Annotated in this window: 23 protein-coding genes and 2 tRNA genes; 14 read left to right on the top strand and 11 right to left on the bottom strand. The window is 64.5% G+C overall.

All coding sequences use genetic code 11. The annotated features are described in order from the left end of the window. Positions 1–31 precede the first annotated feature (31 nt). From ACVIGB_RS13465 to ACVIGB_RS13445, 5 genes are all read left to right on the top strand, one after another. Positions 32–988: a GAF domain-containing protein gene (locus ACVIGB_RS13465; protein WP_456722325.1), complete on the top strand. Its 957-nt coding sequence runs from the start codon at positions 32–34 to the stop codon at positions 986–988. A 187-nt stretch (positions 989–1,175) separates the two neighbouring features. After that, entirely contained in the window at positions 1,176–2,693 is a 1,518-nt protein-coding gene (gene adh, locus ACVIGB_RS13460) for an aldehyde dehydrogenase (protein WP_456722326.1), read from the top strand. Positions 2,694–2,778: 85 nt separating this feature from the next. After that, a complete protein-coding gene (locus tag ACVIGB_RS13455) occupies positions 2,779–3,129 on the top strand; it encodes a DUF779 domain-containing protein (RefSeq protein ID WP_092125767.1) in 351 nt (116 codons plus the stop codon). A gap of 108 nt (positions 3,130–3,237) precedes the next feature. Next, positions 3,238–4,734: an AMP nucleosidase gene (locus ACVIGB_RS13450; RefSeq protein ID WP_456722327.1), complete on the top strand. Its 1,497-nt coding sequence runs from the start codon at positions 3,238–3,240 to the stop codon at positions 4,732–4,734. Between the two features lie 297 nt (positions 4,735–5,031). Further along, complete coding sequence (locus tag ACVIGB_RS13445) at positions 5,032–5,838, top strand: Crp/Fnr family transcriptional regulator (RefSeq protein ID WP_456749146.1); 807 nt, start codon at positions 5,032–5,034, stop codon at positions 5,836–5,838. A 16-nt stretch (positions 5,839–5,854) separates the two neighbouring features. Here ACVIGB_RS13445 and ACVIGB_RS13440 read toward each other — a convergent pair whose 3' ends face one another. The 5 genes from ACVIGB_RS13440 to ACVIGB_RS13420 form a co-directional block, all read right to left on the bottom strand. Further along, positions 5,855–6,052 carry a hypothetical protein gene (locus tag ACVIGB_RS13440; protein WP_456722328.1) on the bottom strand — a complete coding sequence of 66 codons (198 nt, stop codon included), beginning with the start codon at positions 6,050–6,052 and terminating at the stop codon, positions 5,855–5,857. A gap of 41 nt (positions 6,053–6,093) precedes the next feature. Continuing rightward, on the bottom strand, positions 6,094–6,306 hold the full coding sequence (locus ACVIGB_RS13435) for a hypothetical protein (RefSeq protein ID WP_092115238.1): 213 nt from the start codon (positions 6,304–6,306) through the stop codon (positions 6,094–6,096). Between the two features lie 216 nt (positions 6,307–6,522). Continuing rightward, complete coding sequence (locus ACVIGB_RS13430; protein ID WP_456722329.1) at positions 6,523–6,969, bottom strand: phasin family protein; 447 nt, start codon at positions 6,967–6,969, stop codon at positions 6,523–6,525. A gap of 422 nt (positions 6,970–7,391) precedes the next feature. Further along, positions 7,392–8,021, bottom strand: a complete 630-nt coding sequence (locus tag ACVIGB_RS13425) for a glutathione binding-like protein (protein WP_456722330.1) — start codon at positions 8,019–8,021, stop codon at positions 7,392–7,394. Positions 8,022–8,030: 9 nt separating this feature from the next. Beyond that, positions 8,031–8,624 carry a cysteine hydrolase family protein gene (locus ACVIGB_RS13420; protein WP_456722331.1) on the bottom strand — a complete coding sequence of 198 codons (594 nt, stop codon included), beginning with the start codon at positions 8,622–8,624 and terminating at the stop codon, positions 8,031–8,033. Positions 8,625–8,752: 128 nt separating this feature from the next. On the opposite strand from ACVIGB_RS13420, the gene ACVIGB_RS13415 reads away from it, so the two are divergent. From ACVIGB_RS13415 to ACVIGB_RS13400, 4 genes are all read left to right on the top strand, one after another. Next, positions 8,753–9,589: a LysR family transcriptional regulator gene (locus ACVIGB_RS13415; RefSeq protein WP_456722332.1), complete on the top strand. Its 837-nt coding sequence runs from the start codon at positions 8,753–8,755 to the stop codon at positions 9,587–9,589. A 348-nt stretch (positions 9,590–9,937) separates the two neighbouring features. Then, positions 9,938–10,007: transfer RNA gene (locus ACVIGB_RS13410), tRNA-Phe, on the top strand. 3 nt (positions 10,008–10,010) lie between these two features. Next, positions 10,011–10,077, top strand: a tRNA-Ile gene (locus ACVIGB_RS13405). 334 nt (positions 10,078–10,411) lie between these two features. Next, positions 10,412–11,563, top strand: coding sequence for an SPFH domain-containing protein (locus tag ACVIGB_RS13400; protein WP_456725186.1), 1,152 nt, complete (start codon positions 10,412–10,414; stop codon positions 11,561–11,563). A 268-nt stretch (positions 11,564–11,831) separates the two neighbouring features. Here ACVIGB_RS13400 and ACVIGB_RS13395 read toward each other — a convergent pair whose 3' ends face one another. Beyond that, complete coding sequence (locus ACVIGB_RS13395) at positions 11,832–12,425, bottom strand: TetR/AcrR family transcriptional regulator (protein ID WP_456722333.1); 594 nt, start codon at positions 12,423–12,425, stop codon at positions 11,832–11,834. Between the two features lie 219 nt (positions 12,426–12,644). On the opposite strand from ACVIGB_RS13395, the gene ACVIGB_RS13390 reads away from it, so the two are divergent. Together ACVIGB_RS13390 and ACVIGB_RS13385 are read left to right on the top strand one after the other, a co-directional pair. Next, entirely contained in the window at positions 12,645–13,445 is an 801-nt protein-coding gene (locus ACVIGB_RS13390; RefSeq protein ID WP_456722334.1) for a DUF3313 domain-containing protein, read from the top strand. A gap of 185 nt (positions 13,446–13,630) precedes the next feature. After that, positions 13,631–16,990: an adenylate/guanylate cyclase domain-containing protein gene (locus ACVIGB_RS13385; protein WP_456722335.1), complete on the top strand. Its 3,360-nt coding sequence runs from the start codon at positions 13,631–13,633 to the stop codon at positions 16,988–16,990. Positions 16,991–17,071: 81 nt separating this feature from the next. Here the strand turns inward: ACVIGB_RS13385 and groL are convergent, their stop codons facing one another. Both groL and ACVIGB_RS13375 read right to left on the bottom strand, forming a co-directional pair. Further along, entirely contained in the window at positions 17,072–18,712 is a 1,641-nt protein-coding gene (gene groL / locus ACVIGB_RS13380) for a chaperonin GroEL (RefSeq protein WP_092115232.1), read from the bottom strand. A gap of 42 nt (positions 18,713–18,754) precedes the next feature. After that, positions 18,755–19,069, bottom strand: a complete 315-nt coding sequence (locus ACVIGB_RS13375) for a co-chaperone GroES (protein WP_092115231.1) — start codon at positions 19,067–19,069, stop codon at positions 18,755–18,757. Between the two features lie 390 nt (positions 19,070–19,459). On the opposite strand from ACVIGB_RS13375, the gene ACVIGB_RS13370 reads away from it, so the two are divergent. Next, positions 19,460–19,750 (top strand): usg protein, encoded by a 291-nt coding sequence (locus ACVIGB_RS13370; RefSeq protein ID WP_092115230.1) that lies wholly within the window; start codon positions 19,460–19,462, stop codon positions 19,748–19,750. A gap of 110 nt (positions 19,751–19,860) precedes the next feature. Next, positions 19,861–20,439: a cupin domain-containing protein gene (locus tag ACVIGB_RS13365; RefSeq protein ID WP_207830855.1), complete on the top strand. Its 579-nt coding sequence runs from the start codon at positions 19,861–19,863 to the stop codon at positions 20,437–20,439. Between the two features lie 115 nt (positions 20,440–20,554). Here ACVIGB_RS13365 and ACVIGB_RS13360 read toward each other — a convergent pair whose 3' ends face one another. Further along, complete coding sequence (locus ACVIGB_RS13360) at positions 20,555–21,811, bottom strand: NupC/NupG family nucleoside CNT transporter (protein ID WP_456722336.1); 1,257 nt, start codon at positions 21,809–21,811, stop codon at positions 20,555–20,557. Positions 21,812–21,925: 114 nt separating this feature from the next. On the opposite strand from ACVIGB_RS13360, the gene ACVIGB_RS13355 reads away from it, so the two are divergent. Beyond that, entirely contained in the window at positions 21,926–23,149 is a 1,224-nt protein-coding gene (locus ACVIGB_RS13355) for an MFS transporter (protein WP_456722337.1), read from the top strand. A gap of 335 nt (positions 23,150–23,484) precedes the next feature. Here ACVIGB_RS13355 and ACVIGB_RS13350 read toward each other — a convergent pair whose 3' ends face one another. Both ACVIGB_RS13350 and ACVIGB_RS13345 read right to left on the bottom strand, forming a co-directional pair. Then, complete coding sequence (locus ACVIGB_RS13350) at positions 23,485–24,246, bottom strand: SDR family oxidoreductase (protein WP_456722338.1); 762 nt, start codon at positions 24,244–24,246, stop codon at positions 23,485–23,487. 12 nt (positions 24,247–24,258) lie between these two features. After that, positions 24,259–25,020, bottom strand: coding sequence for a peptidase (locus tag ACVIGB_RS13345; RefSeq protein WP_456722339.1), 762 nt, complete (start codon positions 25,018–25,020; stop codon positions 24,259–24,261). Between the last annotated feature and the right edge of the window lie 44 nt (positions 25,021–25,064).

Below are 25,064 nucleotides of genomic sequence, written 5' to 3'. Positions count from 1 at the left end.
TCACAGAACCCGCGGAGCAGGGGAGGGAAGCATGAGCCGGTCGCCAGGCGTCATGCACACGGACAAGGTTCTCGACGTGCTGGCCGGAGGCGGGGCGCCATCCGACCTGTCGGCGTCGTGGCGTCGTTCCGGCCATCTGCATGCGCTCGATCCGGCGAGCCGCCTGCCTTCCCATCGTCTCGGCCAGGCTGACATCGCCGCTGCACAGCAACGCCTTGGCGAATTCCTGAAAGTCGCCCAGAGCACGCTGGACCGGCTGTTCCTTGCCGTGGGCGGGGTCGGCTGTTCGGTGCTGCTGGCGGACCGCGACGGCGTCGTCGTCGACCGGCGCGGCGCGGGCGCCGATGATGCGACGTTCGACGCCTGGGGGCTCTGGACCGGTGCGGTCTGGAGCGAGAAGTACGAGGGGACCAACGGCATCGGCACCTGCATCGTCGAGAAGCGCCCGCTGTCGATCGACCGCGAGCAGCACTTCTTCACGCGCAATTCCGGACTGTTCTGCACCACCGCGCCGATCTTCGACGAGCATGGCGAGCTTGCCGCGGCGCTTGATGTGTCGTCCTGCCGCGCAGACCTGACCGACGGATTTTCCCGGCTGATTGCGACAACGGTGACGGACGCCGCGCGCGCGATCGAAGCCGAGAATTTTCGCCGGGCGTTTCCCGATGCGCGAATTCTGCTGACACCGCGTAGCGAGCGCGCCGTCAACTCGCTGCTCGCGGTCGATCGCGACGATCTCGTGATCGGTGCAACGCGCGCCGCGCGCCGTGCGCTTGGCCTCAATGCGGCGTCGCTGGCGCGGCCGTTGCCGGCGGCCGATCTGATCGGCGAGACGCGCGACGACGGCGGCCTGGCTGCCGCGGAACGCGCAGCGTTGCAGCGCGCGCTGGCGCGCGCCGGCGGCAATGTGTCGAAGGCCGCCAAGGATCTCGACATGTCCCGCGCCACGTTGCACCGCAAGCTGAAGCAGCTCGGCTTGCATCGCTAGAGCATACCCGAAGGCTCAGAACCAGCGCCCGGAGCGTTGCCGCGCCTGTGCCAATTTGCGGCGCACTCTGTCTCAGATTTGCGACAGTTCCCCTGCGGCCCTTGGGGCGGGCCCCTGTTCTGTCTGCCTGATTTGACCGAGCGTCCCGGCCAACGCCGTGTGCATCGGCGTGCCAACGGAGGAACACATGAACAAGGTTGACATGCAGTCCGTGCTCAAGGCGCCGTTCGCCAAGCGCTACGGCAATTTCATCGGCGGCGAATGGCGTGAACCCCGCTCCGGAAAGTATTTTGAGAACATCTCGCCGGTGACCGGCCTTCCGGTCTGCGAGATCCCGCGCTCCGACGCGTCGGATATCGAGGCCGCGCTCGATGCCGCACACGCAGCCAAGGACGCCTGGGGCAAGACCAGCGTCGCCGAGCGCTCGCTGATCCTCAACAGGATCGCCGACCGGATGGAGGCCAATCTCGAAAAGCTCGCCACCGCCGAGACCTGGGACAACGGCAAGCCGATCCGCGAGACGATGGCCGCCGACATGCCGCTGGCGATCGATCACTTCCGTTATTTCGCCAGCGCGATCCGCGGACAGGAAGGCTCGATCTCGGAGATCGACCACGACACGATCGCCTATCACTTCCACGAGCCGCTCGGCGTGGTCGGCCAGATCATTCCCTGGAACTTTCCGATCCTGATGGCGACCTGGAAGCTTGCGCCCGCGCTCGCCGCCGGCAACTGCGTGGTCATCAAGCCGGCCGAGCAGACGCCGGCCTCGATCCTGGTCTGGCTCGAGCTGATCGGCGATCTCTTGCCCAAGGGCGTGGTGAACGTCGTCAACGGCTTCGGCCTCGAGGCCGGAAAGCCGCTCGCCTCGTCGAACCGGATCGCCAAGATCGCCTTCACCGGCGAAACTACGACCGGCCGGCTGATCATGCAATACGCGTCGCAGAACCTGATCCCGGTGACGCTCGAACTCGGCGGCAAATCGCCCAACATCTTCTTCAAGGACGTCTGCGCGGAAGACGATGATTTCTTCGACAAGGCCGTCGAAGGCTTCGTGATGTTCGCGCTCAACCAGGGCGAGGTTTGCACTTGTCCGAGCCGCGCGCTGATCCACGAATCGATCTATGACCGCTTCATGGAGCGCGCGCTGAAGCGCGTCGAAGCGATCACCCAGGGCAGCCCGCTCGATCCGACCACGATGATCGGCGCGCAGGCGTCCTCCGAGCAGCTCGAGAAGATCCTCTCCTACATCGACATCGGCAAGAAGGAAGGCGCCGAGGTGCTCGCCGGCGGCGAGCGCAACAATCTCGGCGGCGGGCTCTCGGGCGGCTACTATGTCAAGCCGACCGTGTTCAAGGGCCACAACAAGATGCGCATCTTCCAGGAGGAGATCTTCGGGCCCGTGGTGTCCGTGACCACCTTCAAGAATGACGAAGACGCGCTCTCGATCGCCAACGACACGCTCTACGGCCTCGGTGCCGGCATCTGGAGCCGCGACGTCAATCGCTGCTACCGGTTCGGCCGGGCCATCCAGGCCGGCCGGGTCTGGACCAACTGCTACCACGCTTATCCGGCGCATGCGGCGTTCGGCGGCTACAAGCAGTCCGGTGTCGGCCGCGAGAACCACAAGATGATGCTCGACCACTACCAGCAGACCAAGAACATGCTGGTGAGCTACAGCCCGAAGAAGCTCGGCTTCTTCTGATATTCCGGCCGCCCCCGCGTTCAGGGGGATGAAGACCACAGGCTTCGGCGGGGTGTCCCGCCGAAGCTCCATGACGGAGGCCGAGATGGCTGACAAGGTGACCGCGACGCCGGCTGCGCTGGCGCTGATTGCCGAGATCGTCGCCGATCATGGGCCGGTGCTGTTTCACCAATCGGGCGGCTGCTGCGACGGTTCGTCGCCGATGTGCTATCCGCAAGGTGACTTCCTGATCGGCGATTATGACGTCAAGCTCGGCGAGATCGGCGGGGCGCCGTTCTACATCAGCGGCGCGCAATACGAGGTCTGGAAGCACACCGATCTGATCATCGACGTCGTTCCCGGCCGCGGCGGCATGTTCTCGCTCGACAATGGCCGCGAACGCCGGTTCCTGACCCGGTCCGAGATCTGCGCGCTGCCGCCGCGCCAGACAGGATAGGGCGATTCGGCGCGACCGGCGCCGATCTGGAACTGGAGGCCATTGTCGCTATACTGCGCTGATCCAGGGCGAGTCCAAGCTCGGCAACGGATCCGGTGCAAAGCGAACATGTCTCCGACACCCCCCATCGAAACCCCACCGCCGATCGCGACCGAAGCGTTCGTCGATGCTGGCGCGGCGGTTGCCCGTCTCGAAGAGATCTATGAGCGCAACACCGGATTCCTGCGCAGTCGCTTCGAGGCCTATGTCAACGGTGTGCCGTGCACGACGCGGGTGCGGGCGCATTACCCCTTCGTCCGCATCACGACCTCGTCGCATGCCCGGCTCGATTCCCGTCTCGCCTACGGTTTTGTCGCGGGACCTGGCGTCCACGAGACCAGCATCACGCGGCCGGACCTTTTCCGGACCTATCTCACCGAGCAGATCGGGCTCCTGATCAAGAACCATGGCGTGGCGGTCGAGATCGGCGAGTCCAACGAGCCGATTCCGATCCATTTCGCCTACCGGCGCGACATCAATATCGAGGCGGCGCTGACCATCGCCGACAGTTCGGCGTTCACAAGGTCGCTGCGCGACGTGTTCGATACGCCCGACCTTGCGGCGATGGACGATGCGATCGCCGACGGGACGTTTGAACTAACGCCGGGCACGCCAGAGCCGCTGGCCCTGTTCCGTGCCGCGCGCGTCGATTACTCCTTGCGCCGGCTCTATCACTACACCGGCACCGATCCCGAGCATTTCCAGAATTTCGTGATCTTCACCAACTACCAGTTTTATGTCGACGCCTTCGCGCAATCGAGCCTGCAGCGTCTCGCATCAGGTGAGGAAGGCCTCGAGGCGTTCGTCGCGCCCGGCAATGTGATCACGCGCAATGCGCTGGCAGGCGGCGGCGTGAGCGGGACGGCCTCGGATCGCGTCCCGCAGATGCCGGCGTTTCATCTCGTCGAGCCCGGCTATCGCGGCATCACTCTGATCAATATCGGGATCGGTCCATCGAACGCCCGCAACATCACCGATCACGTCGCGGTGCTGCGGCCGCATGCCTGGCTGATGATCGGGCATTGCGCCGGCTTACGCAACACGCAGCGGCTCGGCGATTACGTGCTGGCCCATGGCTATGTCCGTGAGGATCACGTGCTCGATCACGAGCTGCCGCTCTGGGTGCCGATCCCCGCGCTTGCGGAGATGCAGGTCGCGCTGGAGGAGGCGGTCGGCGAGGTCACCGGGCTCTCCGGCTTCGAGTTGAAGCGCCTGATGCGCACCGGCACGGTCGCGAGTGTCGACAATCGCAATTGGGAAATCAGCGGCCCGCAGGTGATCCGGCGGATGTCGCAATCGCGCTCCATCGCGCTCGACATGGAATCGGCGACGATCGCCGCCAATGGCTATCGCTTCCGCGTGCCCTACGGCACGCTGCTGTGCGTTTCCGACAAACCGCTGCACGGCGAGATCAAGCTGGCGGGCATGGCGAGCGAGTTCTATCGCCAGCGCGTCGGCCAGCATCTACAGATCGGCCTGAAGGCGCTCGAAAGGCTGAAGGACCAGGAGTCCGAGCGGCTGCATTCGCGCAAGCTGAGGAGCTTTGCCGAAGTCGCGTTTCAATAACTCCGTTCGCTAAGCCGCAGACTACGCTCGAGCTCGGCCTTCAGATCGTTGAACGACTCCTGCACGTATTTCGCCAGCTGGCTGCCTGACGCAGCGGAATCGAAGGCATCATTCTCCGCGCGCGGAAATTGGAACTTTTGGGTTCCGCAGTTCTACGGTCCGACCATGCGCATTTTGCTGTTGCGTCCGGCGGCGCATTTGCATCTAACTTCCCGGAGTACTGCCTGCAGAAAATTCCGCCTTGCGGTCAAGCGTTTGGAGTTTGTTTTTGAGAGCGTGTCTGAGTGAGTTGGTTGCGTGTCGCTTCACTACGGGTCCCCGCTAGTGAGTGCTTCCGGCGGAAGTGGTAATCGCCTTCTTGCAACACTGCCGGCAGCGGACCGCGATCTGCTGGGTCCCGAGCTCGAGACGGTCGCGCTCGATCAGGATGCGGTCCTGGCGCGAGCCGGTGACGAGATCGACTACGTCTTCTTTCCTCACAGCGGGGCGATCACGCTGATGATCGACATGGCGGACGGGCAAACGGTTGCGACCGGCGTAGTCGGGCGCGAAGGGGCGGTGGGCAGTCTTTCGGTGCTCGGGTCGTCCCCGTCGGGTGTTACCGCAGTGGTTCGTGCGGCGGGCACCGCCTCGCGGATCTCCGCGCCGCGCTTTCATGCCGCCTTCGGCCGCAGTCCCGCGATCCGGCAGGCGATGCAAAAGCACATGAGGTCGATGCTGATCCAGTTCCAGCTCGGCTCCGCCTGCAATGCGCTGCACCCGGTCGAGGCCCGCATGGCGCGCTGGCTGCTCCAGCTTCGCGATCGCGTCGACAGCGACGTCCTCCCGCTGACCCAGCAGGCGCTGTCGCAAATCCTCGGTGTGCGACGAACGACGGTGACGCTGCTGATGCGCAATCTGCGCACGCGCGGCGCGATCAAATCCGATCAACGAGGCCGGATCGAGATCGACCGCTCGCGGCTCTCGGCGGCGGCATGCGAATGCCACCACGCCATGCGTCTCGAAGCCGAAGCGATATTCTCGGACGATAAGGCCCGATCTCGCGCGGCGGCTCGAACCGACAGTCGGCGCATCTCCGAAATCGAGACGGACGACGCGCTGTGAGCGCGGTGCGGCGCGATCAGCTTCTCCGCCACCGATCAAGCTTCTGTGCAGGGGTGGATGCCGTCTCGAGCTTCGCAATCTCGCGCAGCACCTTCGCAGTCTGGCGCAATTCATTGCGCTCCGGTCCCGGCTTCAGCCGTCGTGCTTCGTCGAGAAAGTCCCTGGCCTGCAGCAGCCAGGTGGATGTTTCCTTTGCGATCTGCATGCGCGCCATGGTGTCCCTCCACCGCGATCATCAATGGTCTGTGTCGCCGTTCATGCCGGCGAGCCGGCGCGGCAGCGCCGCACGCGGATGCTCGGCTCGTCGACCCATGCGTCCCGCGCGAACCAGGCGTGATCAATGCGGCAGAATGGGCAATTGGTTCGCGAGAAGAACACCGCGCTGCGTCTAAAGCTCTCGCGATCGGTCCGGATGCCGGTGGAAATCGGGTGTCCGGTTTGCGGACATTTGACCATGAGCATGCCCATGTGAGCCTCCCTCGATATTGCTTTTGCTCTTTGCAGAAAAGCACCGGCCGGCTGGATTGCGCCCGTTTGTCGGTGCGGCTACTTGGGGGGCATCGCGCACCTTCGGCATTTGACGGAGCATCGGGCAGTGGGGGCTGCATGCTCGTCGCTGGGCTTATTCCAACCGGCCGGATCCCTCCTCAAGCGAATCCTCGACGTGAATTGAGCGCCGCTTTTTTAGCCGGCTTGGTGGAGAACCTTGGCGAAGTGCTTCTTGACCGGTTCACTTGTTTCCCTGGCAAGCTTCTGGCCAAGCGCCCACAATTCCCTGTTCTGGTCGGATGCCAAATCGAAGGCCTTGCGGGCCTGCTCAGTGGACAAGGTCAGGACATCTGCCGCTGACTTGCTGCCGAGGAGCTGGACGAAGAAATCGAGCGCGGAGGCCGCATTGGCGTGCGAGATTTCGAACACCCTAAGCCCGTAGTCGGTCGCGCCTCGCGCATTGCACGAATACGCTTCGCCCAACGCCTCCGTCATCTGTTTGGAGGCGACCTGCGCGCGGGCAAACCCTTGCTCGGCAAGATCGCCGATCACGCCGGGCAAGCCGATCTTCGGGAAACTCAACAACGGCATTCCGAAGACATTCGTGCCGTTTACCGTGACTTTCATTTCACCTTCACTCAAGGTGCAGTCCCCTTCTCAAGCGAAAGAATTCCTCGCAACGCTCGCTCGCGTCACGAGAGCTGACGCTCCGTGTTCGATTCAGATTTGGGTGAGCTTCGATCCAGTCCCGACACTACTCTGCGGAATGAAAGCGCGACTGTCGGTTCGGTTTGCGACTCTCGCGAAGAATTTTTTTAAGATTGTCAACTCACACCAACGTATGTTTACGGGTGCTGTGCATACTGTGGATATCGTGAGCAGCAGAAAACGCCTGCTTCAGCGTGAGGTTGCGCAAAGCATTCGCAGGGGGCGGTGTGGAAGGGGCCCAGCTGGTTTGCCCAAATCAAAAACGCCGGCATTGCCAGGCATTGCGGCCTTCGCGTTCTCACGGCACCGCCTCTACCACCTCCAGCGGAGGGTCTAGCGGTTCGTGCCCGCTGCGATCATGCTGTTACTGTCTTCCACAATTGCGTCTCGATGCCGATCGCGGCCTCGACCTGTGGCCGCACCTGCATCCGCGCGAGATAACCGGCCAGATCGGGCCATTGCGCAAGGTCGACACCGGCATGGCGAAGCAGCAGCAGCGCCCAGGCGAGATAGCCGTCGGCGACCGTGAAGCGGTCGCCGACGAGATAGTCGCGACCATTGAGGCGCGCGGCGGCGACCGACACGGTTTGCCCGATCCGTTCGCGCGCGCTGGCCTTCGATGCATCGTCCTTGTACCAGAAGGTCGGAAACAGGAAGCCTTTGTGGATCTCGGTGCCGATGAAGCTCAGCCATTCCTGCAAGCGATAGCGGTCCAGATCGCCCGGCGGCGGCGCGAGACCGAGCTCGGGCTTCCGATCGGCGATATACTGCAGCACGGCCGCGCTTTCGGTCAGCCGCTCGCCGTTCTCAAGAACCAGTACCGGCACCGCACCCTTCTGTGACACCACGCGAAAATCGCTGTCGTCGTCCAGCACCTTCTTGGTCCAGATATGGGCCAGGTGGTAGCGCGCCTCGATGCCGGCTTCCATCAACGCGATGCGGCTGGCGAGCGAGCAGGCCATGGGAAAGAAATAGAGCTGGAGCATATTGCATCCTCAGGCGAGGGCGTTGCCGCGCGCGATGATCGCGAAGCGGTCGGACAGTTCGGCGAGGGCGACGTCGTGAATGAGCTTCGCGGCGATCGTGCCGCCAGTGCCGTCGGGCAGGTCGCGGGTGGCGCAGCTGTCTGCGTCGATGGTGGTGCGGAAGCCGAGATCGAGCGCGGCGCGGGCGGTCGAGCTCACGCACATATGCGTCATGAAGCCGGCAAGCACGAGCTCCTTGCGGCCGGTCGCGGCAAGCTGCGCGTTCAGGTCGGTGCCGGCGAATGCGTTCGGCAATTGCTTCTCGATCACGATCTCACCGGGCCGCGCCGCCAGCGGCGCGACGATCGCGCCACGCTCCGCGGTGCGATCGAACAGGCTTCCCGGCGCTCCCTTGTGCGCGATGTGGATGATCGCAGCGCCGCTTTCCCGCGCGCGAGCGAGCAATGCGATGGCGCGCGCTATCGCGGGTTTGGCGTCGGGCAAGGCGAGGGGACCGGCGAGATATTCGTTCTGGATATCGATCAGCACGAGGCAGCTGTCGCCGAGGCGGGGCGGGGTGAGGTCGATACCGGCAAGCTGCATCAGCGTTTTGGCTGCGGTCATGGTCCTGAGAACTCCGGAGGATGCGTCTTGCGAAAATATAGCCGCGGACCGGCCTGCTGTTATGCAGGGATATTGCAGCCGGTGGCTGCGTTATTGCAGGCAGGCCGGAGGCGATGTAGCCTGAGGCCATGAACTGGGACGACCTTCGCATCATCGCGGCCGTCAGGGACGAGGGCACCTATGCCGGCGCCAGCGCGCGGCTGCGGATCGACGAGACCACGGTCGGCCGCAGGCTGGCGCGGATCGAGCGTGCGCTCGGGCTGCGTTTGTTCGAGGCTGCCGACGGCATCCGCAAGCCGACCCGGCAGTGCGACGTGGTGCTCGCGCACATCCAGGCGATGGCCGCGCATGCCGAGGAGATCGGCCGGATCGGCGAAAGCCTGCCCGGCCCGGTCGGCCGGCTGCGCATCGCCTCCACCAATGCGATCGCGGAGGAGGTGCTGGCGCCGCGCACCAGCGAATTGCTGCGCGCCCATCCGGGCCTGACGTTGCAGTTTCTGACGTCGAGCGAGAATGTAAAATTCTCGCGCTGGGAGGCCGATCTCGCGATCCGCCTGCGCAAGCCCGACAAGGGCGACTTTGCGATCTCGAAGCTCGCCGAAGTCAGGCTGTATTTCTTCGAGCCGGTCGCGACGACAGCGGGCGAAGCAATGACGTGCGCGTATCCCGACGAGCTCGGAGGGATTCCGGAAATGCAGTTCCTGCGCGGAAAGCGGCTTCGTGCGCGCTGCGTGACCGACAATGTCCGCATCATCCACAAGCTGATCCAGTCGCATCAAGCAGTCGGTGTGCTGCCGGAGCACAGTTGCGTGGACCTGATGACCGATCGCCGTCTGCGCGCCACGCTGCTGCCGAAGCGGCGCGACGTCTGGCTTCTGGTGCAAAGCCATCTCAAGCGCGATGCGGCAACGCGAGTGACCATCGACTGGCTGCGCGCCTGCTTCCAGGACGTCGCACGCGGCTGATGGGTGGGCGGAAGCAGGCGCGGATTTCTCCTCTCGTCATTCCCCAGTGCGCAATTGCGCACCTGAGGGCGGCGCGCAGCGCCGAGCCCGGAATCCATTTCCCAGCGAAACTTGCGGCTCGATGGATTCCGGGCTCTCGCTTCGCGAGCCCCGGAATGACGAGGAGAAGGGTGCGACGGTGGCGCCACAACGCATCCCGTCATGAAAAAATCACACGCCGCCTCTTGCAACCTGGGCGCGCTTCGTTTATTAGCCCGCTCCTTCGCTTCGGCCACGGGTTTGGGCTCGTTGAGATCCCGACTGGCGCGAGCCGCTCTGCGGTGTCGTGTTCCGCCGAAATGAAGATCGCGAGATGTAGCTCATGGAGAGCATCGGGGATGAAACCCCGAAGGCACCGGTTCGATTCCGGACGTCTTACAAAGGATAGCTCAGTTGGTTAGAGCAGGTGAATGATACTCATCGTGTCGCGGGTTCGATTCCCGCTCCAAGCGCTCCGTTCAGCCTGAAAAGCTGATACCTCTGAAGGGGACCGGACGCGCGCTTCAGTCGCAGTCCGGCCGTCCTGCCGCAAGGCTCTTCGTCCGAACATCGACACTGTGAGACCGGCTTTGCGCCGCGGTGGATACCGCTTGCGCTGATGCCGGGTGGCTCCGCTCGGCCGTGCGGCACTTGCCGCGCGAACGCGCGCGTGCGCCCGTCATCGCGCAGGCTCAAGCCACGGCCCGCTTGGCTGACAGGAAGCCGCGTTCGCGTCCTCACGTCCTTTGCAAACTGAAACCCGCTCTCTGGCCCACGGGCCGGAAAGCAACGATGGAGGCTGCCATGACCTGGCATGTTCTGACGACCATAGTGACGGTGAAGGATGGCGAGCGCGCGTTGCTGACGCGCGACGGCCGGCTCGAGCAGGTGCTCGCGCCCGGACGTCATCGCCTGTTCGATCCCCTGCATCAGCTCAAGGCCGAGCTGTTCAGCGTCGTGCGGACCGAATTCCCCGCGGATCGTTACGCGGTGATCAAGGCCGCGCGCCCTGATCTCGCCGACGAGCTGTTCGAGGCGGTCGAGACTCGCGCGAACGAGATCGCGATCGTCAGCCTCGACGGCCGTCCCGTTCAGCTGATGACGCCCTGGCAGACGCGCGTGTACTGGAAGGTCGCGACGTCGGTTGACGTCGAGCTCATCGACGTGACCAGCGATGTCAGGGTCACGGCCCGCCACCTCGCGATGATCCAGCCCAACCGGGCCGGCGTCATCACCGAGGCGGTGGTCGAGAACCACGAGGCCGGTCTGCTCACCGTTGAGGGCAAGCTGGTTGAGCGGCTCGCGCCCGGCCGGCACGCGTTCTGGATCGCGGGCCGCAAGATCGAGGTCAAGCGCCTCGACCTGCGTCCTCAGGCGATCGAGATCACGGCGCAGGAGATGCTGACCAAGGATCGCATCGCGCTGCGCGTGACGCTGACCGCGTTCCGCCGGATCGTCGATCCCGAGCGGGTCGTGGCCGCGGTGCCCGACGTGGATGCGTGGCTGTACCGCCTGGTGCAGTTCGCGATCCGCGAGGCGGTGGCCGGCCGCACGCTGGACGAGGTACTGTCTGCGAAGGCGGCGCTCGACGAGGAGCTTCGCGACTATGTCCGCGCCCGTGTCGCGGATTCCGGCGTCGAGGTCACCGAGCTCGGCGTGAAGGACGTGATCCTGCCCGGCGAGATCCGCGAGCTGGTCAACAAGGTGGTGGAGGCGGAGCGGGTGGCGAAGGCCAACCTGATCCGCCGGCAGGAGGAGACCGCGGCGACGCGTTCGCTGCTGAACACCGCCAAGCTGATGGAGGAGAACCCTCTGCTGTTGCGGCTCAAGGAGCTGGAGTCGCTCGAGCGTCTGGTCGAGAAGGTCGGCCGCATCGACCTGCATGCGGGCGACGGTCAGGGCCTCGATGCGCTCCTGACCAAGCTGGTCCGCCTCAAGGCGCCCGAGAGCGCGTAAGACAGGAAGGGCCGCCCACGGGCGGCCCTTCGAGTTTTGGAAGCAGCGTTGATCGGCCAGCGGCGCGGAAATCTATCTTTCGTCATTCCCCGGTGCGCAATTGCGCACCTGAGGGCGGCGCGTAGCGCCGAGCCCGGAATCCATAACCACGACTGTCGAGATGATCCCGGGTTGGTGGATCTCTTTCCAGGGATATCGAAATTGAAATTTGTGGTTATGGATTCCGGGCTCGCGCTTCGCGCGCCCCGGAATGACAAGAGAAGTGGAGTCAGATCTCGGCCTTCAGCTTCGCGAAGGCATCCTGGACGTATGTCGTGAGCTTACGCTTGCGGCCCTGCTCGATCCATTTGTCGACGGCGAGACGAAGCGTTCCGATCGAGACCATCGCGACGAGACGGAGCGGCTCGCGGCGTTCCTTGTCTGGCCATATCTCGCAGAGGGCCTCGAAAACCACCTGTTCGCGCCGCAGATTATTGCCGTACCTGCTCGCGCTTAACGCCTCGCTCTGCCGGATCAGGCGAATGATCGCCATGAGTCGAGAGGTCTCGAAACGGGCAGCGACGTCGAGCAGCGCTTCGCGGACGACATCGATCGGTGAACCGGCGGCGGCATTTCCCAGGACTGACGCCCTGAGCTCGTCATCATAGCCGGCAAGATGCGCGAGCAGGATGTCGTCCTTGCTCTTGAAATAATAGAAGAAGGTTCGGCGCGAGATGCCGGCCGCGGCCGCGACCTCGTCCAGCGTTGTTGCCTCGTAGCCCTTGGCAAGAAACAACTCGATGCCGACCTCGGCGATATGCTGAAGCGTCTGCCGACGATTGCGCTCGCGCAGGCCTTCGGGTTTCGAGAGGGGGTCGGGCATCAGCCGCTTCTCTCATCAGGATGAAATCAGGAGCCGGCGGTCACGCCTTAAAACCGCCCAACACGAAATTTACACCAAGTGTAATATTTACACCTAGTGTAAGTCGCCGGTGCCCCAATGACAACCTGCTTACGCGTGAGTTGGATCAAATTGCTTCCGGAGGCAAATGGATTCTCGAGCGGGCGGGGGGCGCAACTGCGGGGCTGGGCGGGGGCGACGTTGCTCGGTCTGCTGGTCTCGGGCTGCGCGACCGCGACGCTGGATCAGGCCGGTTCACTCCGCTCCTACGACAATATGGAGCAATCGGACGGGATGTTGACTCGTTCGAAGCTGCGGGTGAGCAAGGAAGAGGTGCTGGCGGCGAAGACGATCAGGATCGTGCCCACCGTGTTCTCGGACGGAACGGCAGTGCCCTTCACGGCTGCACAGCGCAGGCTCGTCACCAACGCCGCCGACCGGGCATTGTGTGCGGGCCTGAGCGAACGCTTCTACGTGGTTGCGTCGGAGCCGGCGGACCTGACCGTTCACGCCGTCATCACGCATGTGGTGCCGACCGATCCGACGGCGGTCGGCGTCTCCAAGGGTGTGTCGGTGGCGAAGACGATTCTGTTGCCCGGCGTGCCCGTGCCCGTTCCGCGCATTCCCGTGGGGCTCGGCAGCCTGTCGCTTGAAGCCGAGGCGCGTGATCCGGCCGGACAGCAGAAGGCGGCGATGGTCTGGGGCCGCGCGGCCAATGCCTTCGACAACGGGCGGATGTCGGAGGAAGGGGATGCGTACGGCCTTGCGGCATCGTTCGGCGGCGATTTCAGCCAGATGTTGGTCACCGGCGTGACGCCGTTCGGCGGCGTGCCATCGATGCCCTCGATGCAGCGGCTCGGCTTCCTGCTCGGCGGCGCGCCGAAATATCCGGCGTGCGAGGCGTTCGGGCGCGCACCGGGTCTCGTCGGCATGGTCGGCGACAGCGCCGGCGTGCCGCCGGACTGGACCGACAAGGGACCGGTTGCAGCGAAGGTGGAGTGAGGCGGCCGGCACGCTTACGAATGTTCGCGTGCACACGGCTGTAACGGGGCACCGCGGTGGCACAATTCGCGTATCCTGCCCTGCGTGGACTTGCCGCAAAACAGAAGGTGCCAGCACAGACAGATTGCGATAACGTCTGTTCGCCGTGGTCCATTCGGCCAGCCGTCAACCCGTCGGTGAAGCCAATGCAGCAGATTGCGGAATGGCTCGACAAGCTGGGGCTTGGGCAATACGCGCTGCGTTTTGCCGAGAACGGCATCGATGTTGGTGTTCTTCCCGAATTGACGGATGAAGACTTCGACAGGCTCGGGGTCCTGCTCGGCCATCGCCGCAAGATGCTGCGTGCCATCGCCGATTTCAATCAAACCGAACTGATCGCGGCGCCGGTTCCATCGCACGATGCCGAGCGACGCCATCTCACCGTGATGTTCTGCGACCTGGTCGGCTCGACGGCCTTGTCGGCGCGTCTCGATCCCGAGGACATGTGGGAGGTGATCCGCGCCTATCGCGCGGCCTGTGCGCGCGTAATCGCGACATATGATGGCGTCGTTGCCAGATTTATCGGCGACGGGATCCTCGCTTATTTCGGCTATCCCCGTGCCCACGAGGATGACGCGGAGCGCGCGGTGCGCGCCGGCCTCGATGTCATCGCCGCAATCGGCAAGCTCGAGACCCGCGCGGAAGAGGGAGTTGCGGTACGGATCGCGATCGCAAGCGGGCTTGTCGTGGTCGGCGACCTCGTCTCCGGCGGCGCATCGGAGGAGCAGGCGCTGGTCGGCGATGCGCCGAACATCGCGGCGCGGCTGCAGAGCCTGGCGGAGCCGGGCGTGGTCGTCGTGGCCTCCTCGACACGCCGGCTGCTCGGCAATCTGTTCACGCTTCGCAACCTCGGTCGCCGCGAGGTCAAGGGTATCTCCGAGCCGATCGCGGTGTGGGCCGTCGAAGGCGAGCCGGCATCGGAAAGCCGTTTCGAGGCGGTGCGGACCGCGCGCTCGATCGGCTTTGTCGGCCGCAAGGCGGAGATCGAATTTGCATTGTCGCGCCAGCAACTGGCGTGGCAGGGCCAGGGCCAGGCAGTGCTGATATCGGGCGAAGCGGGCATCGGCAAATCCCGCATCGTGGCGATGCTCTCCGACAGCCTCGCGCCCGCGACGTACCGCCGGGTGCGCTATCAATGCTCGCCCTATCATACCAACAGCGCGCTGCATCCCTTCGTCGCCCAGCTCGAGCGTGCCGCCGGCATCCGCCTGGAAGATGTGCCGGAGCAGAAGCTGGACAAGCTCGAGGCCATGCTGGCGCTCGGGACGCAGCATGTGCCCAGCGTGACACCGCTAATCGCGGCGCTGCTGTCGATCCCGACCGGTGACCGCTATCCGCCGCTCGGCCTGAGCCCGGCGCAGCAGCGGCGGCAGACATTCGCAGCGCTGCTCGACCAGCTCGAGGGCCTTGCCCGGCAGCAGCCGGTGCTTGTCGTCTGCGAAGACATGCATTGGGCCGATGCCACGTCGCTCGAATTGCTCGACCTCGCGGTCGACCGGATCAGGGGACTGCCGATCCTTATGCTGATGACGTTCAGGCCCGAGTTCGAACCGCCGTGGGCGGGGCTCGCCAATGTCAGTCTGCTGCGGCTGGATCGGCTCGATCGGCAGGACACGCGCGCCCTGATCGAGCAGGTGACTGTCGGCCGGTTGCTACCCGGCGAGATGATGACACAGATCATCGAGCGGACGGATGGTGTCCCGCTGTTCGTCGAGGAGCTGACCAAGATGGTCATGGAATCGGGGCTGCTCGTCGAGAATGCCGGACGCTACCGCCTCGACACTCCGCTGCCGCCGCTGGCGATCCCGGCGACGCTGCAGGACTCGTTGATGGCCCGGCTCGACCGCCTGGCGCCGGTCAAGGAGGTGGCGCAGATCGGCGCAGCGATCGGCCGTGAGTTCTCATACGCGCTGCTGCGCAGCGTGGCCGGTCGCGATGATCTGACGCTTGCCGCGGCGCTCGCCCAGCTCGAGGAGGCGGAGTTGCTGTTGCGTCGGGGCACGCCGCCGGATTCAAGCTACAGTTTCAGGCACGCATTGGTCCAGGAAGCGGCTTACGAGAGCTTGCTCAAGAGCCGCCGGCAATTGCTCCACAAGCAGATCGGCGATGTGCTGCGCGCCAAGTTTGCCGAGATCGCCGAGATCGAGCCGGAAGTCGTTGCGTATCATTTCACCGAGGCGGGGCTCGGCCAGACTGCGCTGGCGTGGTGGCACAAAGCCGGTCAGCAGGCGCTGAAGCGCTCGGCCTATTGCGAGGCGATCGCACATCTCGGCAAGGCGGTCGCCATCGCCGATGAACTGCCCGACGAGCGGGGGCGGATGATCGGCCGGCTCCATCTGCAAATCGCCTACGGCCGCGCGCTGCGGGGCAGCCTTGGGCACAGCGCCCCCGCGACGGTGGCCGCCTGGACGCGAGCCCGGCGGTTCGCCTCTGACATTGACGATCCAATTGAACTGGCGCCGATCCAGTCGGGCCTCTTCAACGCCTGCTTGACCCACGGTGAGCTCGCGCCGATGCGGGAGTTGGCGGAGGCGATCATGGGCGCGGCGGAACGGCATCCGGAATCGCCGGTGGCGACGATCGTCGCGGGCTGGACCAGCGGAGTGACCTGCTGGTTTGCGGGCGACTACCTGAGTGCGGGCATCCATCTCGAGAAGGCGTTCGCTGCCTATGCGACCGAGCCGGATCCGGCAACGTTCAAGGCGTCGACGCTCGATCTGCCGTTCGTCATCATGAGATTTCTGGCGCTCGTGCTCTGGCCGCGTGGCGAGATCGATCGAGCCCGGCAGCTCGCGGGCGCAGCGGTGAGCGTCTCCGGAGAACAGCGCGCGCTCGCGCGTGCCAATGCGCTGGTTCACAAGGCCGTTTTCGACGGGCTGTGCGGCAGCCGGTTGCGGCAGACCGAGACGATCCTTGCCCTCGGACTGGCGCAGGATCACACGATGCCGCTGTATGTCGCCGCCGGCACCTATCTCAATGGTTTGGCAAAGTGGCGTGCCGGCGACCTGGAGGCAGGTCTCGCGGAGATGCAGCGCGGCTGGACATTGCTTCACGAGAACGACTGCTACCTCTGTGATCCCTTCTGGGGACTGCATATCGCGGTGGCGAACGCGGACGCAGGGCATGTCGAGGCGGGGCTCGACATCATCAACGAGCTGATCGACGCGACCGAGCAGTCCGGGCAGCACTGGCTGGATGCCGAGCTGTACCGTGTATTGGGCGAGCTGCGCTCGCGTCGCGACACCCCCGACGTTTCCGGCGCCGAGGATGCCTTCCACCGCGCCCTCGAGATTGCGCGAAGGCAACAGACGAAGACTTTCGAACTGCGCAGCGCGCTTGGAATTGCGCGGCTGTATGCCGGCAATGGCCGGGCGGACGCGGTGCCAGAGGTGCTTGCGCCGGTGCGCGCATGCTTCGATGCCGGGCAGGATCTCGCCGAGATCCGCGATGCCGACGAACTGCTCAGGCAGCTGGATTGGTCGGCGCGTCACTCCCGTGCGTCGTGACGGATACCGGTGGAGGCAAAACAAAAACCCCGGCATCGCTGCCGGGGTTTTGCATTTCGTAAATTGCCAGAGAGGCTGGACTCAGAAGTCCATGCCGCCCATGCCGCCGCCCGGAGGCATTGCGGGGCCGCCGGAGTTCTTCTTCGGCAGCTCGGCAACCATCGCTTCCGTGGTGATCAGCAGCGCGGCAACCGAGGCAGCGTTCTGGATCGCGGTACGGACGACCTTGGTCGGGTCGATGATGCCCTTCTTGACGAGATCGGCATAGTCGCCGGTCTGGGAGTCGAAGCCGTAATTGTAGGCCTTGTTCTCCAGGATCTTGCCGACGATGACCGAACCGTCTTCACCGGCGTTGATCGCGATCTGGCGAGCCGGAGCCGACAGCGCCTTGCGCACGATCTCGACGCCGGTCTTCTGGTCGTCGTTCTTGGTGCGCAGGCCCTTGAGCTGCTCGGAAGCACGGAGCAGGGCGACGCCGCCGCCCGGGACGATGCCTTCCTCGACAGCCGCACGGGTCGCATGCATCGCGTCATCAACGCGATCCTTGCGCTCCTTCACCTCGACCTCGGTCGCGCCGCCGACGCGGATCACCGCGACGCCGCCTGCGAGCTTGGCGAGACGCTCCTGCAGCTTCTCACGGTCGTAGTCCGAGGTGGTCTCCTCGATCTGCGCCTTGATCTGGGCAACGCGGGCGTCGATGTCGGCCTTCTTGCCGGCGCCGTTGACGATCGTGGTGTTTTCCTTGTCGATCATCACCTTCTTGGCGCGACCGAGCATCTGCAGCGTGACGTTCTCGAGCTTGATGCCGAGGTCTTCCGAGATGGCCTGGCCACCGGTCAGGATCGCGATGTCCTGCAGCATGGCCTTGCGGCGATCGCCGAAGCCCGGAGCCTTGACGGCCGCGACCTTCAGGCCGCCACGCAGGCGGTTGACGACGAGGGTGGCGAGGGCTTCGCCTTCGACGTCTTCAGCGACGATGACCAGCGGCTTGCCGGTCTGCACCACGGCCTCGAGCAGCGGCAGCAGCTCGTTCAGCGAGGAGAGCTTCTTCTCGTTGATCAGGATGTAGGCGTCGTCCATCTCAACGCGCATCTTGTCGGCGTTGGTGACGAAGTAGGGCGAGATGTAGCCGCGATCGAACTGCATGCCCTCGACGACGTCGAGCTCGGTCTCGAGCGACTTGGCTTCCTCGACCGTGATCACGCCCTCGTTGCCGACCTTCTTCATGGCGTCGGCGAGGAACTTGCCGATCTCGGCATCGCCGTTGGCCGAAATGGTGCCGACCTGGGCGATCTCCTCGTTCGAGGTGACCTTCTTCGAGTTCTTCTGGAGGTCCGCAACGACGGCTTCGACCGCGAGGTCGATACCGCGCTTCAGGTCCATCGGGTTCATGCCGGCGGCAACCGACTTGGCGCCTTCACGCACGATCGCCTGGGCGAGCACGGTGGCGGTGGTGGTGCCGTCGCCGGCCGCGTCAGCGGACTTGGAGGCGACTTCGCGCACCATCTGGGCGCCCATGTTCTCGAACTTGTCCTCGAGCTCGATCTCCTTGGCGACGGTGACGCCGTCCTTGGTGATGCGGGGAGCGCCGAACGACTTCTCGAGCACCACGTTGCGGCCCTTCGGGCCGAGAGTGACCTTCACCGCATTGGCGAGGATGTCGACGCCGCGCAGCATCTTGTCGCGCGCATCGACGGAGAATTTGACTTCTTTAGCTGCCATCTGAATTTTTCCTTGAGATTTACCTGGGAGGGAAAGAGGCGCTTAGGCCGCCTTCTTCTTGGAAGCGGGGACGTCGAGCACGCCCATGATGTCGCTTTCCTTCATGATCAGCAGGTCTTCGCTGTCGATCTTGACCTCGGTGCCGGACCACTTGCCGAACAGGACGCGGTCGCCGACCTTGATGTCGATGGGGATCAGCTTGCCAGCTTCATCGCGGCCACCCGGGCCAACGGCGATCACTTCGCCCTGCGAGGGCTTTTCCTTGGCGCTGTCCGGAATGATGATGCCGCCAGCACTCTTCTCTTCGGCGTCGATGCGCTTGACCACGACGCGGTCGTGAAGCGGACGGAATTTCATGCAGTCCTCCTAAACATTTGCGGATGCTGTAGATTTTTTGGCTGTTAGCAGTCGAGCCCGGCGAGTGCCAGGTGACTGTGCAGGAGATAAGCCAACGCCTGGCAGCGGGCAAGTGGCTCTAGCAGAAAAATTGGCACTCGCGAATGACGGCTGCCAGGATCATTTCGAGATCATTTCGGCATCCTTAATGCCGCCGCGCAGGGTCGCCGGGGCTATTAGCAGATGCGGTAAGCTGCTGCTAACGCAAGAAATTTCAACAACCTATTAAACATTTAGGCTTGAGATGGGTTAGTCGCGTGCGTCACATTTCTCTCATGTGAGCGCATCCATTGCCGGTGGTCCGGCGGGGGTCGGCCGCCATGTGAATGCGCTCCGTCACAGGAGGTTGGCATGGTCTCGCGAGTTGGTGGGGTTGTTTCCGACGATTTCCGGAAGCAGTTGCTGGGGTATGGGCTGACGACGGCGCAAATCCTGTATCGGATGCCGGACCATCCCTCGTTGCTGCAAACCTATGTCTGGCAGAACTACGACCTGTTTCCGAAATTTCCGGCGCTGCGGGATTTCCTCGCCTTCTGGCAGGAGAAGCTCGAAGGCCCGCTGTTCTCGGTGACGGTGGCGCATTCCAAGCTGGTCAAGCCGGCCGAACTGCGCGCCGTCGACGGCGTGTTCCGGCTGCACTGATCCGCAAAGGGGGCAAGGCAAGGGGCGAGGCGCGGCTTGCGCCTTTGCCCACCTCGCGCGGCGCGACTTGTGTTAGCCTTCGCCCGTCACAAAAAGACGGGAGGCGAACAATGGCCAAGAAGACGGCATCGAGATCCGCAGCCAAGACCGCGGTGAAGAAGAAATGGTCGGGGCTTGGCGCCGGCGCCAAGAAATCGTCGGCGAAATCGTCCGCGCGCAAGACCGTCAAGTCCAAGGGCCGCGTCTCGGCGGCCAAGAAGAGCGCGCCCAAGACGGCAACCAAGGCACCAACCAAGGCACGGCCGAAGCAGCGCGTCGCCATCAGCCATCACCACGAAGAGGATTTCAAGGCCGACGGGCTGCGCGCCTACGCCAAGTACCGCGACCTCGGTATTGCCGCAGCATCCCATGGCCTCGCGCAGGCGCATGTCATCCGGCTGCAGGGACCGTGCAATCCGGACGAGGTGTCGAAGCTGCACTTCCACGACGTCGACTTCCAGATGGTCTATGTGCTCAAGGGTTGGGTGAAGACCTACATGGAAGGCGAAGGCGAGACGCTGATGAAAGAGGGCAGCGCCTGGACCCAGCCGCCGCGCATCCGGCACATGATCCTGGACTATTCCGACGACGTCGAACTGCTGGAGGTGATCCTGCCGGCCGAGTTCAAGACGGTGGAGTTGAAGGCGTAGGTATCGCTGCGTCATGGCCGGGCTTGGCGGCATCGTAGCCCGGATGGAGCGAAGCGAAATCCGGGATTCGCGCCCGCAGTCGGACGGCCCCGGATTGCGCTGCGCTCCATCCGGGCTACGGCGTTGTCATCATCCCCACGATCGCGCCCATCAGGCAGGTCGTCAGCGTGCCCGAGACGATCGACTTCAGCCCGAGCGCGTTGATCTCGTCGCGCCGCTCGGGCGCCATGATGCCGAGGCCGCCGATCATGATCCCGAGGCTCGCGAAGTTGGCAAAACCGCACATCGCGTAAAGCATGATCAGGCGTGAGCGCGGATCGAGCGCGTCGGGGCCGAGCTTCGACAGGTCGACATAGGCGATCAGCTCGTTCAGCACGGTCTTGGTGCCCATCAGGCTTCCGGCCGTGATCGCCTGCGGCCATGGCAGGCCCATCAGCCAGCACACCGGCGCCATGACGTAGCCGAGCAGCCGTTGCAACGACATCTTCGCGCCGCCGATTTCCGGCAGCAGGCCGATGATCGCGTTCGCCAGATACACCAGCGCCACCAGCACCAGCAGCATCGCGATGATGTTCATCAGCAGCTCGAGGCCCGCGACGGTGCCCTTCACGATGGCGTCCATCGTCGATGACACCTGAACATCGGGATCATCGAGCGATCCGCCGGTGCGCCTGTCCGACGTTTCCGGCACCATGATCAGGCTGACAAGGATCGCGGCCGGCGCGCCGAGCACCGAGGCAATAACGAAATGCGCGGCCGCATCTGATATCAGCGGCGCGAGCAGCGTCGCATACAGCACCAGCACGGTGCCGGCGATCCCGGCCATGCCGCCGGTCATCACCAGAAACAATTCGCTGCGGGTCAGCTGCGCCAGATAGGGGCGGATGAAGAGCGGCGCTTCCACCATGCCGAGGAAGATATTGGCGGCGGTGGAAAGCCCGACCGCGCCGCCGACACCGAGCGTGCGCTCGAGAATCCAGGCCATGCCGCGCACGACAGGCGGCAGCACACGCCAATAGAACAACAGCGTCGTCAGCACGCTCATGACCAGCACGATCGGCAGCGCCTGGAAGGCGAGGATGAAATCCGAGCCCGGCGCCTTGGGATCGAACGGCGCCGGACCGCCGCCGACATAACCGAACACAAAGGCGGTGCCGGCGCGCGTCGCGGCCGCGATGGTGCCGACGGCATCGTTGATCGCCCCGAAGGCCTGCGTCGCCAGCGGCACCTTGATCAGCACCAGCGCGGTGACGATCGTGACGACAAGTCCGATGGCCGCCTGCCGCAGCGACACCTTCAGGCGATTTTCGCTCAGCGCCCAGGCGATCACGAGCAACGCCACCACGCCGAACGCCGATTGCAATTGTAACATCACGCCCCCAAAAACCTTCGCGGATTATGGCAGGGGCCTCGCGCAGCGCAATGCTGTTGCGCGTTCATCCCGAATCCATTGACAAGTTGCAGGGGCTCAGTCACGCAATCATGCATGTCCTCCGCCACGCCGGCCGGCGCCCGCGATCTGCTCGGCCACAGACCGTTCCTGTTCTTCTTGTCGTCGCGCAGCCTGTCGCGCTTCTCCAGCCAGATCGGCGCGGTGGCGATCGGCTGGCAGATCTATGATCTGACCGGCAGCGCGTTCGACCTCGGCATGGTTGGATTGGTGCAGTTCCTGCCGACGGCGCTGCTGGTGTTCGTCGCCGGCCACGCCGCCGACCGCTTCGAGCGCAAGCGTGTGGTGCAGGCCTGCCAGGTGGCGGAAGCGCTGACCGCATTGTTTCTCGCCGGAAGCACATTTGCCGGCACCATCTCCGAGATCCAGATCTTCGCTGCGACCTTCGTGCTCGGAATCGCCGGCGCGTTCGAGAGCCCTGCGACTGCCGCGCTGTTGCCGCTGATCGCGCCGCAAGGCTCGCTGCAGCGGGCGACCGCGATCTCGAGCGGCGCTGCCCAGGTCGCGACCATCACCGGACCCGCGCTCGGCGGCTTCGCCTATGCGCTGATGCCGAGCGCGCCCTACGCCATCATGATGGTGTTCTGGCTGTTCGGTGCGCTGCTCACCGGCGGCATCGGCCGGCTGCAGCAGGCGGCGGCGAAGAACGGCGAGGTGTCGGATGACCTGTATGCCGGCGTCACCTTCGTTCGCAGCAATCCGGCGATCCTCGGCACTATCTCGCTCGATTTGTTCGCGGTGCTGTTCGGCGGCGTCACCGCGCTGCTGCCGATCTACGCGCGCGACATCCTGCAAACCGGCCCGCTCGGGCTCGGCATCCTGCGCGCCGCGCCCGCGGTCGGTGCGCTCTTGATGACGATGGTGCTGGCGCGGCACACCATCGACCGCCGCGTCGGCATGCGGATGTTCCAGGCGGTGATCGTGTTCGGCGTCGCGACGGTGGTGTTCGCGCTGTCGCAATGGATGTGGCTGTCGGCGCTGGCGCTCGCGGTGCTCGGCGCTGCGGACACGATCAGCGTCGTGATCCGTTTCTCGCTGGTGCAACTCGCCACCCCCGACGAGATGCGCGGCCGCGTCGGCGCGGTGAACTTCCTGTTCATCAACGCGTCCAACCAGCTCGGCCAGTTCGAGAGCGGCGTCACCGCGGCGCTGCTCGGCGCCGTGCCGTCGGCCGCGCTCGGCGGCGTCGCGACGGTCGCGATCGCGCTGCTCTGGATGAAGCTGTTCCCGACGCTGCGGGATGTCGAGAAGCTGGAGTAGGGAGGCTATCCCCACCCGTCATTGCGAGGAGCGAAGCGACGAAGCAATCCATCTCTCCCCGCGGGGATCGATGGATTGCTTCGCTTCGCTCGCATGACGGTACACAATTTCGGAATAATAGAAGAATATCGCTGATTTGCCCGACGTGTCAAGTTGCGGTGTCGAACGCCGGCAGCCGCCGGCTACTTTGCATGGGGTTGTTTTCGATATTTTGGCCGTGCGCCCCTGGAACGGTATGGCCGGGACATAGGCGGATCGGAAGCGACGCCGTCCTTCGGACGGCTATGCCCGGCCATGACGACGTGATCGTCCTGCCGCAAGCAGGGAGAAGAAGATCAGCCCCGGCCCACGAACGGCATCTTGGTCGCCATCACGGTCATGAACAGCACGTTGGCGTCGAGCGGCAGGCCGGCCATGTAGGCCACGGCATCGCCGACCGCCTTGGCGTCCATGCGCGGCTCGTGCTTGGTGGTGCCGTCCGGCTGCAGCACGCCGGGGCCGCTGACCATGCGGTCGGTCATCGGGGTCGCGGCGTTGCCGATATCGACCTGGCCGACCGCGATGTCGTACATGCGGCCGTCGAGGTTGGAGGCTTTGGTCAGGCCGGTGATGGCGTGCTTGGTCGAGGTGTAGGCCGCCGAGAACGGCCGCGGCGCGTGCGCCGAGATCGAGCCGTTGTTGATGATGCGGCCGCCGCGCGGCGTCTGGTCCTTCATGATGCGGAAGGCATGCTGGGTGCACAGGAACGGCGCGGTGAGGTTGGTGTTGACCACGGCCTGCCACTGCTCGAGGGCCAAGTCCTCGAAGTTCACCGGCGGCGCGCCCATGCCGGCATTGTTGAAGAGAACGTCGAGCCGGCCATAGGTCGCCTTCACCTTGTCGAACAACGCGGCGATCGCGGCCGGGTTGGCCATGTCGGCTGAGACGCACAGGCTCTTGCCGGCGGGACCGAGCTTGGCCGTCTCTTCCAGCATCTCGATGCGGCGCCCGACGAGCACCACGGTGTAACCCTTGTCCATCAATGCGAGCGATGCCGCGCGTCCGACACCGGTGCCGGCGCCGGTCACGAGCGCGATCTTGCTGGTTGCTTCGGTCATCCGAGTTTCCTCTTACTTGGTTTTTGCTTCGGTTTCGTTCTTGTAGGGTGGGCGTGGAATATTCTGGTGCGCCGCGCGCAGCGCCGCCGACCAGCGCGAGCGCAGATCGTGGAAATAGGGCTCGCCGGCCTCGATGCGGTGATTGAGATCGGCCTCGCAGGCGTCAGTGCGCACCACCAGCACGTCGATCGGCAGGCCGACGCCGAGGTTGGAGCGCATCGTCGAATCCATCGAGATCAGCCCGGTCTTCAGGGCCTCGTAGAGCTCGACGTCGTAATGCATGGCGCGGTCGAGCACCGGCTTGCCGTATTTGTGCTCGCCGATCTGCAAATACGGCGTATCGGTGGTGCATTCGATGAAGTTGCCGGCGGTGTAGACCATGAACAGGCGCATCCGCGAGCCCTTGATCTGGCCGCCGAACAGGAACGAGACGTCGAAGGAGATATCTTCGGAACGCAGCGCATCGCCCTCGGTGGTATGCACGGAGCGGATGGCGCGGCCGATCCGCTGCGCTGCCTGGAACATGGTCGGCGCGTTCATCAGCGTCTCGAGCTCGCCGGTGTGCGGATCTTCCATGCCCTCGGTCAGGGTCGAGAGCACCGACTGGCTGATCGCGAGATTCCCCGCGCTGGCGATCGCCATGATGCGGTCGCCGGGCTTTTCGAAGATGTGCAGCTTGCGGAAGGTCGAGACGTTGTCGAGGCCGGCATTGGTGCGGGTATCGGCGATCATGACGAGGCCGTCGCGCACCAGAATTCCGCAGCAATAGGTCATTTGCAGTCCTCAAACGGTCCGAGTTTCTCGGCGCCAAACGTGTA

The sequence above is a fragment of the Bradyrhizobium sp. USDA 4341 genome (assembly GCF_054063755.1).
The sequence above is the reverse complement of the archived record's forward strand: the minus strand, read 5'-3'. Positions and strand labels throughout refer to the sequence as shown.

Excerpts from the sequence above, each read along its gene's own strand:
- ACVIGB_RS13345 (WP_456722339.1), bottom strand. The coding sequence starts at position 25,020 with ATGACCTATTGCTGCGGAATTCTGGTGCGCGACGGCCTCGTCATGATC.
- ACVIGB_RS13400 (WP_456725186.1), top strand. The coding sequence starts at position 10,412 with ATGACCTGGCATGTTCTGACGACCATAGTGACGGTGAAGGATGGCGAG.
- ACVIGB_RS13350 (WP_456722338.1), bottom strand. The coding sequence starts at position 24,246 with ATGACCGAAGCAACCAGCAAGATCGCGCTCGTGACCGGCGCCGGCACC.
- ACVIGB_RS13420 (WP_456722331.1), bottom strand. The coding sequence starts at position 8,624 with ATGACCGCAGCCAAAACGCTGATGCAGCTTGCCGGTATCGACCTCACC.
- groL (WP_092115232.1), bottom strand. The coding sequence starts at position 18,712 with ATGGCAGCTAAAGAAGTCAAATTCTCCGTCGATGCGCGCGACAAGATG.
- ACVIGB_RS13370 (WP_092115230.1), top strand. The coding sequence starts at position 19,460 with ATGGTCTCGCGAGTTGGTGGGGTTGTTTCCGACGATTTCCGGAAGCAG.
- ACVIGB_RS13375 (WP_092115231.1), bottom strand. The coding sequence starts at position 19,069 with ATGAAATTCCGTCCGCTTCACGACCGCGTCGTGGTCAAGCGCATCGAC.
- ACVIGB_RS13425 (WP_456722330.1), bottom strand. The coding sequence starts at position 8,021 with ATGCTCCAGCTCTATTTCTTTCCCATGGCCTGCTCGCTCGCCAGCCGC.
- ACVIGB_RS13450 (WP_456722327.1), top strand. The coding sequence starts at position 3,238 with ATGTCTCCGACACCCCCCATCGAAACCCCACCGCCGATCGCGACCGAA.
- ACVIGB_RS13455 (WP_092125767.1), top strand. The coding sequence starts at position 2,779 with ATGGCTGACAAGGTGACCGCGACGCCGGCTGCGCTGGCGCTGATTGCC.
- ACVIGB_RS13440 (WP_456722328.1), bottom strand. The coding sequence starts at position 6,052 with ATGGCGCGCATGCAGATCGCAAAGGAAACATCCACCTGGCTGCTGCAG.
- adh (WP_456722326.1), top strand. The coding sequence starts at position 1,176 with ATGAACAAGGTTGACATGCAGTCCGTGCTCAAGGCGCCGTTCGCCAAG.
- ACVIGB_RS13365 (WP_207830855.1), top strand. The coding sequence starts at position 19,861 with ATGGCCAAGAAGACGGCATCGAGATCCGCAGCCAAGACCGCGGTGAAG.
- ACVIGB_RS13415 (WP_456722332.1), top strand. The coding sequence starts at position 8,753 with ATGAACTGGGACGACCTTCGCATCATCGCGGCCGTCAGGGACGAGGGC.
- ACVIGB_RS13435 (WP_092115238.1), bottom strand. The coding sequence starts at position 6,306 with ATGGGCATGCTCATGGTCAAATGTCCGCAAACCGGACACCCGATTTCC.
- ACVIGB_RS13385 (WP_456722335.1), top strand. The coding sequence starts at position 13,631 with ATGCAGCAGATTGCGGAATGGCTCGACAAGCTGGGGCTTGGGCAATAC.
- ACVIGB_RS13360 (WP_456722336.1), bottom strand. The coding sequence starts at position 21,811 with ATGTTACAATTGCAATCGGCGTTCGGCGTGGTGGCGTTGCTCGTGATC.
- ACVIGB_RS13465 (WP_456722325.1), top strand. The coding sequence starts at position 32 with ATGAGCCGGTCGCCAGGCGTCATGCACACGGACAAGGTTCTCGACGTG.
- ACVIGB_RS13395 (WP_456722333.1), bottom strand. The coding sequence starts at position 12,425 with ATGCCCGACCCCCTCTCGAAACCCGAAGGCCTGCGCGAGCGCAATCGT.
- ACVIGB_RS13355 (WP_456722337.1), top strand. The coding sequence starts at position 21,926 with ATGTCCTCCGCCACGCCGGCCGGCGCCCGCGATCTGCTCGGCCACAGA.